At 64.9% G+C, this 9,048-nt stretch carries 16 protein-coding genes; 11 read left to right on the forward strand and 5 right to left on the reverse strand.

Features of this window, described 5'->3' with window-relative positions:
• Positions 1–376 precede the first annotated feature (376 nt).
• The 3 genes from ASG57_RS17970 to ASG57_RS17980 all read left to right on the forward strand — a co-directional run bounded on the left by ASG57_RS17970 (position 377) and on the right by ASG57_RS17980 (position 1,113).
• Positions 377–577 carry a hypothetical protein gene (locus ASG57_RS17970; RefSeq protein ID WP_156402724.1) on the forward strand — a complete coding sequence of 67 codons (201 nt, stop codon included), beginning with the start codon at positions 377–379 and terminating at the stop codon, positions 575–577.
• Positions 578–688: 111 nt separating this feature from the next.
• On the forward strand, positions 689–889 hold the full coding sequence (locus ASG57_RS17975; RefSeq protein ID WP_024343253.1) for a hypothetical protein: 201 nt from the start codon (positions 689–691) through the stop codon (positions 887–889).
• Complete coding sequence (locus tag ASG57_RS17980; RefSeq protein WP_057196900.1) at positions 886–1,113, forward strand: hypothetical protein; 228 nt, start codon at positions 886–888, stop codon at positions 1,111–1,113. The genes ASG57_RS17975 and ASG57_RS17980 overlap by 4 nt, the downstream gene beginning before the upstream one ends.
• Here the strand turns inward: ASG57_RS17980 and ASG57_RS17985 are convergent.
• Positions 1,107–1,376, reverse strand: a complete 270-nt coding sequence (locus tag ASG57_RS17985; protein ID WP_024343255.1) for a DUF6894 family protein — start codon at positions 1,374–1,376, stop codon at positions 1,107–1,109. The genes ASG57_RS17980 and ASG57_RS17985 overlap by 7 nt on opposite strands.
• A gap of 145 nt (positions 1,377–1,521) precedes the next feature.
• On the reverse strand, positions 1,522–1,770 hold the full coding sequence (locus tag ASG57_RS17990; RefSeq protein WP_024343256.1) for a hypothetical protein: 249 nt from the start codon (positions 1,768–1,770) through the stop codon (positions 1,522–1,524).
• Positions 1,771–2,172: 402 nt separating this feature from the next.
• Here ASG57_RS17990 and ASG57_RS17995 point away from each other — a divergent pair, with 402 nt between their 5' ends.
• On the forward strand, positions 2,173–2,886 hold the full coding sequence (locus ASG57_RS17995; protein ID WP_057196901.1) for an EAL domain-containing protein: 714 nt from the start codon (positions 2,173–2,175) through the stop codon (positions 2,884–2,886).
• Between the two features lie 127 nt (positions 2,887–3,013).
• Complete coding sequence (locus tag ASG57_RS18000; RefSeq protein ID WP_024343258.1) at positions 3,014–3,340, forward strand: hypothetical protein; 327 nt, start codon at positions 3,014–3,016, stop codon at positions 3,338–3,340.
• A 6-nt stretch (positions 3,341–3,346) separates the two neighbouring features.
• On the opposite strand, the gene ASG57_RS18005 is transcribed toward ASG57_RS18000, so the two are convergent.
• Together ASG57_RS18005 and ASG57_RS18010 are read right to left on the reverse strand one after the other, a co-directional pair.
• Positions 3,347–3,538: a Myb-like DNA-binding domain-containing protein gene (locus ASG57_RS18005; protein WP_024343259.1), complete on the reverse strand. Its 192-nt coding sequence runs from the start codon at positions 3,536–3,538 to the stop codon at positions 3,347–3,349.
• Between the two features lie 201 nt (positions 3,539–3,739).
• Complete coding sequence (locus tag ASG57_RS18010; protein ID WP_024343260.1) at positions 3,740–3,967, reverse strand: hypothetical protein; 228 nt, start codon at positions 3,965–3,967, stop codon at positions 3,740–3,742.
• Here ASG57_RS18010 and ASG57_RS39200 point away from each other — a divergent pair.
• From ASG57_RS39200 to ASG57_RS18040, 6 genes are all read left to right on the forward strand, one after another.
• Positions 3,960–4,292, forward strand: coding sequence for a hypothetical protein (locus ASG57_RS39200; protein WP_230646687.1), 333 nt, complete (start codon positions 3,960–3,962; stop codon positions 4,290–4,292). The two genes, ASG57_RS18010 and ASG57_RS39200, sit on opposite strands and share 8 nt — an antisense overlap.
• Before the next feature lie 159 nt (positions 4,293–4,451).
• The gene (locus ASG57_RS18020; protein WP_057196903.1) at positions 4,452–4,772 is read left to right on the forward strand and encodes a hypothetical protein; all 321 of its coding nucleotides are present in this window, start codon (positions 4,452–4,454) and stop codon (positions 4,770–4,772) included.
• A 13-nt stretch (positions 4,773–4,785) separates the two neighbouring features.
• Positions 4,786–5,412, forward strand: a complete 627-nt coding sequence (locus ASG57_RS18025) for a hypothetical protein (RefSeq protein ID WP_024343263.1) — start codon at positions 4,786–4,788, stop codon at positions 5,410–5,412.
• Positions 5,413–5,636: 224 nt separating this feature from the next.
• Positions 5,637–5,822, forward strand: a complete 186-nt coding sequence (locus ASG57_RS18030; protein ID WP_024343264.1) for a hypothetical protein — start codon at positions 5,637–5,639, stop codon at positions 5,820–5,822.
• Positions 5,823–6,036: 214 nt separating this feature from the next.
• Positions 6,037–7,323, forward strand: a complete 1,287-nt coding sequence (locus ASG57_RS18035; RefSeq protein WP_024343265.1) for an NRAMP family divalent metal transporter — start codon at positions 6,037–6,039, stop codon at positions 7,321–7,323.
• A 141-nt stretch (positions 7,324–7,464) separates the two neighbouring features.
• Complete coding sequence (locus ASG57_RS18040; protein WP_057196904.1) at positions 7,465–8,679, forward strand: mandelate racemase/muconate lactonizing enzyme family protein; 1,215 nt, start codon at positions 7,465–7,467, stop codon at positions 8,677–8,679.
• A gap of 4 nt (positions 8,680–8,683) precedes the next feature.
• Here the strand turns inward: ASG57_RS18040 and ASG57_RS18045 are convergent, their stop codons facing one another.
• Positions 8,684–8,965, reverse strand: coding sequence for a hypothetical protein (locus ASG57_RS18045; RefSeq protein WP_024343267.1), 282 nt, complete (start codon positions 8,963–8,965; stop codon positions 8,684–8,686).
• Between the last annotated feature and the right edge of the window lie 83 nt (positions 8,966–9,048).

The following is a 9,048-nucleotide window of genomic DNA, read 5'->3' on the forward strand; positions in this document are numbered from 1 at the left end:
GACCCCGCAGAAAATCGAGGGCGAGCCGCTACTTCGACTCTTCACCTGTAGGTTGTAATATAGATTACTAGAACAAAACAGGAACAATGTCAACAGGCGTGACCACCCTCCTAGCCCAGCACCGAGTGAGTTTGGCCTCCCGTGAATGAAACTGGCGGCACGAACTGTGCGTGCTGAGCAGACCGCGCGAGGCGCCAGATCGCGCGCGAATGCCGCGAGTTGTTGAAGCAGCCGCTTCCCGATGCGTTTTGGGACGGAAGACGATGGAGGTGCCTCCGAAGGGGGAGGATAGCCGGTGACAGCTTGCGTGCGATGTTCTCGCGTTACGCCGGATTGAAGCAGAACGTCCAGCGACTGTCGGAAGCCGCCGAACTCATTGCTTGCAATCGCCTCGCTGCCGAAGCGCATGTATTCGGCCTGCTCGTGCTCGACAGGCAACGGCCGATCGACGCGCATTGCGGTGCTCTCTTTTGCTGTGCAGGTGGCTTTCCTGCGGCGGCGCAAAATGAGTAAGCCGCTCAACATCCTCAATCTCAGCGCGGCAAAAAAATCGCCGCGCCTTTGCCAAATGATATGACTCTGCGCCCGCAAGAAGCGTAAGGTGGACCCGTCACCGCAAGCGAATTGCATTGGTCGGTGATGAGAACGCGAATTTCGCTCCCGCCCTTTCGAACAAGGGAGATGCGCCATGCTGACACGGCGACGTTTCAAACAAACAAAGACCCTCACCGAACGCCTCGCGGATGAAGCCGCGCGCTGCCGCGACGAAGCGCGCGCGCTTGCGCCGGGCCACCGGCGCGAGATGCTGCTGCGCCAGGCGCGGCAGGACGAGACCGCCATGCAGATCGAGGCCTGGCTGCGCTCGCCCGGCCTGAGGGCCCCGACATGACCCGGCAATATCGCGCTTATCTCGTCGGCGAGGACGGCGTCTTCCGCTCGGCCGAAGCATTCGAGGCCCCGTCCGATTCCTCCGCCCTCACCTTCGCGCAGCGGTTCACGCGGCACGGCAAGGTGGAAGTCTGGCAGCTCGGCCGCAAGGTTGCCGTGCTGGAGCCCGAGCAGTCCCTGCCGCCCTTGCGGCAGCCGTCCCGATCGGCCCCGGCGCGTCAATGACCGCGTGAGGACGGTCGCGACTTGAGATCTTCGATCTGGAAGCAGAACTTCACCTGCATGACGGGACCGCAGGCATCGCGCACCTCGATCGCCATCTCGTGCCGGGCGCCGGTGAGCTGCGCCGACAGCATCTCATCACGCGCCACGTCGGCGGCGGACTTGGCAGCTTCGGCCTGAACCGCGCGCGGCCCGGATAATTCCAGCCCCTCCTCGTCCAGCGCAATTCCGTTGTCGTCGCGAAGATCGAAGTAGTACCGGGGCATGGCCGCATCCTTTGCCGTAAATAGGTCGAGGAACGAGCAAAGGTTTCTGGCGCGACCAAAGATTTCTGCCGGTGATCAGGAGTTCCGGGAACGCCGCGGGGCCGCTCCGCTCCGACGGCACGGCGGCCGGCTTGCGCAGCGCCTCTCATTCCTCCGCGAGCTTGCGCTCGATATAGGCGTCCACCGTCTCGGCGAACGAGCGCTGCACGCCGACAGCCACATCGTGCTGGTCGAGCGCATCGCGCTGGAGCACGCGCAGGCCGCGTCCGCGCATGCTGGCCGGCGCCGTGTTCAGGAACTGGTCGATGGCGCCCTCGGCGAGCGGGATGGCCTTGGGATCGCCCCTGGCGATCAGGAGCCTGAGCAGGCTCTGGCATTCGGCCAAGCCGGGCATGGCGTCTCTCACCTCTGCTGGGATTTCGGCTTCGGCCGCTTGACCGGCTGGGTGTGGGTGCCGAACAGCGCCAGCAGGAACGCGACTTCTTCCTTCGAACCGATCTGGATCATGATCGTCTCTCCTTTCGATCCGTTGGTCGGGCTCCGGCCCGGCCGAGTTCAGGACGATATGGTTTCGTCCCTGTTTCAGACGTGTTTCATCGGGCGTCCACCCCGGGGCACCGCCGGCTTGTGTGCACAAATGAACATCGGGCGAAGCCGCCGGGCAGCCTGGGCGGAAGGCTTCTTTGTTCCTTAACGAGCTGTGCCGTACCCTCGCCGCATCGGGGACGCTGGGCTGGAGACGGACGTGAAGTGCGCGGGATGCGGGGACGGGACGGAGTTGCCGTTCCAATTCAGGATGGCGTTCCAGCCGATCGTCGACGTCGCCGAACACCGGGTCTGGGGCTATGAGGCCCTGGTGCGCGGGCCGAACGGCGAAAGCGCGCACAGCGTTCTGAGCCAGCTCACCGACGATCAGCTCTACCGTTTCGACCAGGCCGCCCGCGTCATGGCGATCGAAACCGCCGGACGCCTGTTCGACGATCCGCAGGCGCGCCTCTCCATCAACTTCATGCCGAATGCCGTGTACGAGCCGCGCGCGTGCATTCAGCAATCGCTCGCGGCGGCGCGGCGCGCGAACTTTCCCGCGACCAACCTGATGTTCGAGTTCACCGAGAACGAGCGGATGAGCGATCCCAGGCATGTCGAGAACATCATCGGCGCCTACAAGGCGCTGGGGTTCTGGACCGCGCTCGACGATTTCGGCGCCGGCTATGCCGGGCTCTGCCTGCTGGCGCGGCTGCAGCCGGACCTGATCAAGATCGACATGGAGCTGCTGCGCGGCATCGATGCCAGCCATCCGAGGCAGGTGATCGTGTCCGCGCTGGCCGCGATCGCCCGCGAGCTGGACATCACCCTCCTCGCCGAGGGCGTGGAGACCGAGGCCGAGCTCACAGCCCTGCGGGCGGCCGGCATCCGGCTGTTCCAGGGGTACTATTTCGCCAGGCCCGGCTTCATGTCGCTGCCGCGCGTCGCGGGTTTTCAGCCGCTCGAGGTGTCGGTCGCCGGTTGAGAAGGACGGCAAGCATTCGTTCACCCTTCCGACAGACTGATGAACGGGGGTCCGCGCCGACCTTCACGCCGCATTCATGATCCCGGTCCTAAACCGCCGGCCGGAGAAACGGCAGGCAGGTCGGACGATGTCCTTTGACCCGATGGCCGCAGCGGTCGATTGGCTTGATGCCTACCGCGCCGGCGACATCGAGAGCATCCTTGGAATGTATGCGGACCACGCGGCGATCCACTGCGCCTGCGGCGGCTCGAAGATGAGCTCGGACCCGGATGGACGGCGCGCCTATTGGGTTCATCGTCTGCGGAATTATCCTGCGACCGGCCTCGACAACCTCCAGCCGTTGGAAGACGCGGTGGTGATCTCGTACGTCGCGCGTGGCGGCATCGTCAGCGCAAGCCTGACGTTCGATCCGTGCGGGCAGATCGCCGCGCACGTCTGCGGTCCCTCGCACTAGGCTCGCTCACTTGCCGCGCTTCTGCGTGACGAGGCGCAGCGCAATGCCGTGCTGCCAGGCTCGCACCCGCACCGCCGCCTCGCTCCGATTGAGCTCAGCGGCAATCTCGTCGGGCCGCCGTCCGGCTTCCGCCATGGCTTTCAACCGCTCGTGTTCGTCCGCCGTCCACTTCTTCAACAAGGGATAGCGCGATTGCATGGTGGGAGCTGCCTCAAACGCCGTTCAAAACGGATAGCACAATCGGCTCCGACAGAGGAAGTTCCCGGATCCGGCCGAGGCGGCGAACGGACATGGCCCCTGCATGAGCGACTGGGCTTCCAACGGCAAAGCCCGCGCGGACCGGTCCGCGCGGGCTGCCGTCGACGCGCCGGCGCGATGAGGCCTTCGCGCTTCTTCTCCTTAGTTCGAGGTGCAGACCTTGACGGTCTTCATGCCGGCCTCGGCCTCGGACCTGGTCTTGTAAACGGTGTCGCCGCTCACGACCGTGGTTTCCGTGGTCGTCGGCTTCGACTCGGTGATGGTGCACTTCTTGGTCTTGACGTCCTGCACCACGTAGAACGATTGCGCGAACGCGGGAGCTGCAACCGACGTCAGCACGGCGGCAGCAATGATCGCTTTGATGTTCATCGTGTCCTCCTCCAGCAGCCCGTCATCCGGGCTTGTCTCGTACAAACATCACAAATTGCCACTTGTTCCCGAATGGGTCCGAACCAATTCCGGCGGGCGGCGTTGGTGCGCAGAACAGGAGGCTTCGATGCTGGACGTACGGCTTGTGACAACTTCTCTGGCGACGCTGGCTGCGCTGATGACCGTGGCTGTGGCTGAGCCTGTCAAGGACAAGGCGGCACCTGTCGCTCAAGGCGCGGCCGAAGCGCGTCCCATTCGCGTGATCCTGCCGGCGCCCTGGGAGCCTGCAACGGGCCAGCGCGAAGCAGTGCAGTCTGCGAAGTAGAATGACTGTGGGCTGGTCCTCGCGTGTACGACGAGCGGCGGCTGCGCTCGCTCGACGCTGTCGCGGCCAAAGCGCCGCAGCAGACTCGTCCGGAGCCCACGCAACCAATTCGAATCTCGCATGTTGACGCCGGCACAATCACTTGCAGGAGAAAAAAACATGTTACGTTCAGCTGTACTGGCTGCAACCTTGCTGCTGCTCGCCGTGGCGCCCGCGGGCGCGCAGTCGCAGCCGGCGCAAAGCGGCCCTGGAAACAACGCCGTCAACAGCGCCGACCAGAACAACTCCAACGCACCGGTCGCCGGCCGCAACAGCTTCACCGAAGGCCAGGCGAAGTCGCGCATCGAGGCGGCGGGCTATTCCAACGTCTCCGGCCTGCAGAAGGACAACGAGGGCGTCTGGCGCGGCAAGGCCGACAAGGCCGGCACCAAGGCCGACGTCAGCGTCGACTTCCAGGGCAACGTGAACCCCGCCAAGTAAAGGAAATCCAGATATGACGACCACCATCTCTCGCCTCTACGACAATTATTCCGATGCCGAGCGGGCCGTAGCCCGGCTCGAGAGCGCCGGCGTGCCGCACTCCGACATCAGCCTCGTCGCCAACAATTCGGACAATTGGTACGGCTCGTCGTCCGGCAAGGTCGACCGTGATCGCGACGGCACCGACGATCGCGTCGAAGGCGCCGGGACAGGTGCCGGCATCGGTGCCGGCCTCGGCGGCACGGCAGGTCTGCTCGCCGGGCTCGGCCTCCTGGCGATCCCGGGCCTCGGCCCGGTCGTCGCGGCAGGCTGGCTCGCCGCGACCGCTGCGGGCGCTGCTGCCGGCGCGGCCACCGGCGGCATCATCGGCGCGCTGACGGAAGCCGGCGTCTCCAAGGAAGATGCATCGCGATATGCCGAGGGCGTCCGCCGCGGCGGGACGCTGGTCTCTGCAAGAGTGCCCGACCAGGACCGCGCACGCCTCGATGCGCTTCTGCACGAAAAGTCAGTGAACCTCGGGGAGCGCAGCGCGACGTGGCAGAAGGCCGGCTGGACCGACTTCGACGCCGCAAGCCCGCCGCTGTCGCCGGAAGATATCGGCCGCGAGCGCGAGCTGTACGGCGCGGGCTCGCGGCGATAAGCCATCACAGCCGACAAGACAAAGGCCCCGCGTGAGCGGGGCCTTTCGATTGTCCAGCGCCGGTGATCCCGGTGCCGGCTTGCCCATGCTGCCATCCTGCCGGTGTTTTGCCCGACGCGTCAACTTTATCTCGAATGCAGCACAGCGGATTCGGCGAAACGAAATCTCTTCGCTCCATGCTGGGACATGTCGGACTAACGAGGGACTAGCCGGAGAGATCGTCGATGTACTACGTCGCCGCTGCATTGCTGGGACTGTCGGGACTGTTCTACTCCGCGGGCCGTCACGAGCTCGGCCAGTTCGGCGCAGACGTCTGCCGCTATGGCAGCACGTTCTGCGACAACCCGGTGCTCGTCTTCGCGGGCGCCGCGCTCGCCGCCGCCTGGGGCATGTTCGTCAGCGTGAAGTAGACCGGCCGCGCCGCCTCATCCCGCACGCAATTTGCCGCTTGCGACAAGCCTCCGAAGGACGCGGGATGATTGTTGCGATGATGGCAATCTACCCCTGTTTTGCCCGACGGCACAAACGAATTTAGAATAATCAGAATTCTTGGGCCGGCGGCAGGGAACGTTTGTTCCTTCGCTGACATTTGCTATGAAAGCATCTGCCCTTCGAGGTTCTTTCATGCGCGACGGCGCCCTCACCCCGACGAAATCCGCGCCGACGCTGCTGCAAAGGCTGGGTCCGGGCCTTGTCACCGGCGCCGCCGACGACGATCCGTCGGGCATCGCCACCTATTCGCAGGCGGGCGCGCAATTCGGCTACGGTCTGCTGTGGACCGTGTTCCTGACCACGCCGTTCATGATCGCAATCCAGCTCGTCAGCGCGCGGATCGGCCGGGTCACCGGCAAGGGGCTCGCCGCCAACGTCATGCAGCTCGCGCCGCGCTGGGCCGTCCTGGCACTGATCGCCATGCTCGTGACAGCAAACACGTTCAACATCGCCGCCGACATTGCCGCGATGGCCGAGGCGCTCTCGCTCGTCATCGGCGGCCTCAACCACGAGCACGCGCTGATTTTCGCCGCCGGCTCGACCCTGCTCCAGGTGTTTTTGCCCTACCGCCGCTATTCGCCGGTGCTGAAATTTCTCACTTTGGCGCTGTTCGCCTACGTCGCGACCGCCTTCACCGTCGAAATACCCTGGAGCACGGCGCTGCTGGCCGCGGTGTGGCCGAAGGCGAATGTTAGCGCCGACTATTTGATGATGGTGGTCGCCGTGCTCGGCACCACCATCAGCCCCTATCTGTTTTTCTGGCAGGCCTCGCAGGAGGTCGAGGAGATGAACCAGGGCAAGCGCGACAAGCCGCTCCGCGACCTCAAGCGCGGCGGCCTGCGCGAGCTCGACCGTATCAAGATGGACACCGTCTGCGGCATGCTGCTGTCCAACGGCATTGCCTTCTTCATCATCCTGACGACGGCATCGGTCCTCCACGCCGCCGGCGTCACCAGGATCAATTCGGCGACGGAAGCGGCCGAAGCGCTGCGGCCGCTCGCCGGCGATTTCACCTTCGCCCTGTTCGCGCTCGGCATCATCGGCACCGGCCTGCTTGCCATCCCGGTGCTGGCGGGCTCGGCCGCCTACGGCGTTGCGGAGATCTTCGGCTGGCGGGCCACGCTGGAAGCGAAGCCGGACGAAGCGGCCGGCTTCTACACCATCATCGCCGCGGCAACCCTGATCGGGTTCGGCCTCGGCTTCACGGGGATCGACTCGATCCACATGCTGGTGTGGAGCGCGGTGCTCAACGGCATCGTCGCCGTCCCCATCATGGCCATGATGATGCTGATCGTCTCGAGCAGCAACATCATGGGCCGATTCAGGGCCCGCTCATGGTTGATCGGGCTCGGCTGGCTTGGCACCGCGCTGATGGGGCTGGCAGTCCTCGCCCTGCTCGGCTCGTCCCTGATTGGCTGACGAGCCCGGCGAGCGCGGAAACGCGCTGCCCAGCTCTCCTTCGCTACACCCTTCCCGGCAGTCCTCGCTTGCCCTAAACAATGCGGCCAGGGCCCGGCATGAGATCGGGCCACAAGAAGCCGCCGGGCGACAGGGAGCGACATGACCGGATCATCAAAAGCAACGAACATCGAGATTCTGGCCTGCGACGCCGGCTGGAGAAACTATCACTTCGTCAAGCTGACGACCGAAGACGGCATCGTCGGCTGGAGCGAGTTCGACGAGGGCTTCGGCTCGCCCGGCGTCGGCGCCGCGATCCAGCGCCTCTCTGCCCGGGTGATCGGTCAGAACGTCTTCCAGCACGAGCGCATCTTTGCCGAACTGTTCGCGGCGACGCGTCCCGCCGCGGGCGGCGTGGTGGCGCAGGCGCTCGGTGCGATCGAGAATGCGTTGCTGGACGCCAAGGCGAAATCGCTCGGCGTCCCCTGCTACGAGCTGCTCGGCGGCAAGATCCGCGACCGTGTCAGGGTGTACTGGTCGCATTGCGCCACTTGGCGGATCAATCACCCCTCCTGGTACAAGCCGCCGATCGAAAGTCTCGACGGCGTCAAGGCCATGGGGCGCGAGGTGCGCGAGAAGAAGTTCACCGCGCTCAAGACCAACATCTTCTCCTATGACGAGGGCAGGCCGACCGGCTGGCGTCCCGGCTTCGGCTCACCGTTCGCGCCCGAGATCAACGTCGACCGCAAGATCCTGCGCGACCTGCACATGCATCTGGAGGCGATCCGCGACGGTGCCGGCCCCGATGTCGACATCCTGCTGGACTGCAACTTCAACGCCAAGACCGAAGGCTATCTGAAGATCCTGCGCACCATTGCCGATATCGACATGTTCTGGGTCGAGATCGACAGCTTCAATCCGGAGGCACTCGGCTATATCCGCAGGCAGAGCCCGCATCCGATCTCGTCGTGCGAGACGCTGCTCTCCTTGCGCGAATTCCTGCCCTATTTTCACGCGCAGGCCATGGACGTCGCGATCATCGACACACCGTGGAACGGCGTCTGGCAATCCATGAAGATCGCTGCCGCCGCCGAGGCGTTCGAGGTCAACGTCGCCCCGCATAATTTCTACGGCCATCTCTGCTCGATGATGAACGCGCATTTCTGTGCGGCAGTGCCGAACCTGCGCATCATGGAGATCGACATCGATCGTCTGTCCTGGGATCGCGAGTTGTTCACGCACGAGCCTGATATCAGGGACGGCCATCTGATCGTCACGGACCGGCCCGGCTGGGGCACCGAGCCCAACGAGGAAGCCTTGCGCGCGCATCCGCCGAAGACGAGCGGCGGGCTGCTGAATTACGGCCGCAAGAGCTGAGACGCTACGGCGTCACGGGATTGACGGTCGGGGACGTCTTGGGCCCCGGCCGCGCCGGTTCGACCGACGACTTCGGATTGGTCGGAAGCACCTTCGCGCCCGCGGCCCGGGCCGCTTCGCCCGTGGTCGCATACATTGCCACATGGGCCGGCTGCGTCTTGGCGCGGCTCCACGGCCCGTGGTCGACGATCAGCATTGCCGCAATCGTCACGCCCGCCACGATCAGCGCGATCACGCCGGGATGACGGAGGGCGGCAGAGATGGAGCTGGCGAAGCGATTGGTCATCGAAGAGTCCGCTATTTCCTATCCCAGATTAATTCAATAGCGGCCGGCGGGTTCCGCACTCTCGGCTGGTTCCCTGGCAGCGC

Origin of the sequence: Bradyrhizobium sp. Leaf396 (assembly GCF_001424605.1) — a bacterium.
Classification (GTDB): Bacteria; Pseudomonadota; Alphaproteobacteria; order Rhizobiales; family Xanthobacteraceae; genus Bradyrhizobium; species Bradyrhizobium japonicum_C.

Coding starts and splice junctions, on each gene's coding strand:
- ASG57_RS17975 (WP_024343253.1), top strand. CDS start 689: ATGCTGACACGGCGACGTTTCAAACAAACAAAGACCCTCACCGAACGC.
- ASG57_RS17980 (WP_057196900.1), top strand. CDS start 886: ATGACCCGGCAATATCGCGCTTATCTCGTCGGCGAGGACGGCGTCTTC.
- ASG57_RS17985 (WP_024343255.1), bottom strand. CDS start 1,376: ATGCCCCGGTACTACTTCGATCTTCGCGACGACAACGGAATTGCGCTG.
- ASG57_RS17990 (WP_024343256.1), bottom strand. CDS start 1,770: ATGCCCGGCTTGGCCGAATGCCAGAGCCTGCTCAGGCTCCTGATCGCC.
- ASG57_RS17995 (WP_057196901.1), top strand. CDS start 2,173: ATGGCGTTCCAGCCGATCGTCGACGTCGCCGAACACCGGGTCTGGGGC.
- ASG57_RS18000 (WP_024343258.1), top strand. CDS start 3,014: ATGTCCTTTGACCCGATGGCCGCAGCGGTCGATTGGCTTGATGCCTAC.
- ASG57_RS18005 (WP_024343259.1), bottom strand. CDS start 3,538: ATGCAATCGCGCTATCCCTTGTTGAAGAAGTGGACGGCGGACGAACAC.
- ASG57_RS39200 (WP_230646687.1), top strand. CDS start 3,960: ATGTTCATCGTGTCCTCCTCCAGCAGCCCGTCATCCGGGCTTGTCTCG.
- ASG57_RS18010 (WP_024343260.1), bottom strand. CDS start 3,967: ATGAACATCAAAGCGATCATTGCTGCCGCCGTGCTGACGTCGGTTGCA.
- ASG57_RS18020 (WP_057196903.1), top strand. CDS start 4,452: ATGTTACGTTCAGCTGTACTGGCTGCAACCTTGCTGCTGCTCGCCGTG.
- ASG57_RS18025 (WP_024343263.1), top strand. CDS start 4,786: ATGACGACCACCATCTCTCGCCTCTACGACAATTATTCCGATGCCGAG.
- ASG57_RS18030 (WP_024343264.1), top strand. CDS start 5,637: ATGTACTACGTCGCCGCTGCATTGCTGGGACTGTCGGGACTGTTCTAC.
- ASG57_RS18035 (WP_024343265.1), top strand. CDS start 6,037: ATGCGCGACGGCGCCCTCACCCCGACGAAATCCGCGCCGACGCTGCTG.
- ASG57_RS18040 (WP_057196904.1), top strand. CDS start 7,465: ATGACCGGATCATCAAAAGCAACGAACATCGAGATTCTGGCCTGCGAC.
- ASG57_RS18045 (WP_024343267.1), bottom strand. CDS start 8,965: ATGACCAATCGCTTCGCCAGCTCCATCTCTGCCGCCCTCCGTCATCCC.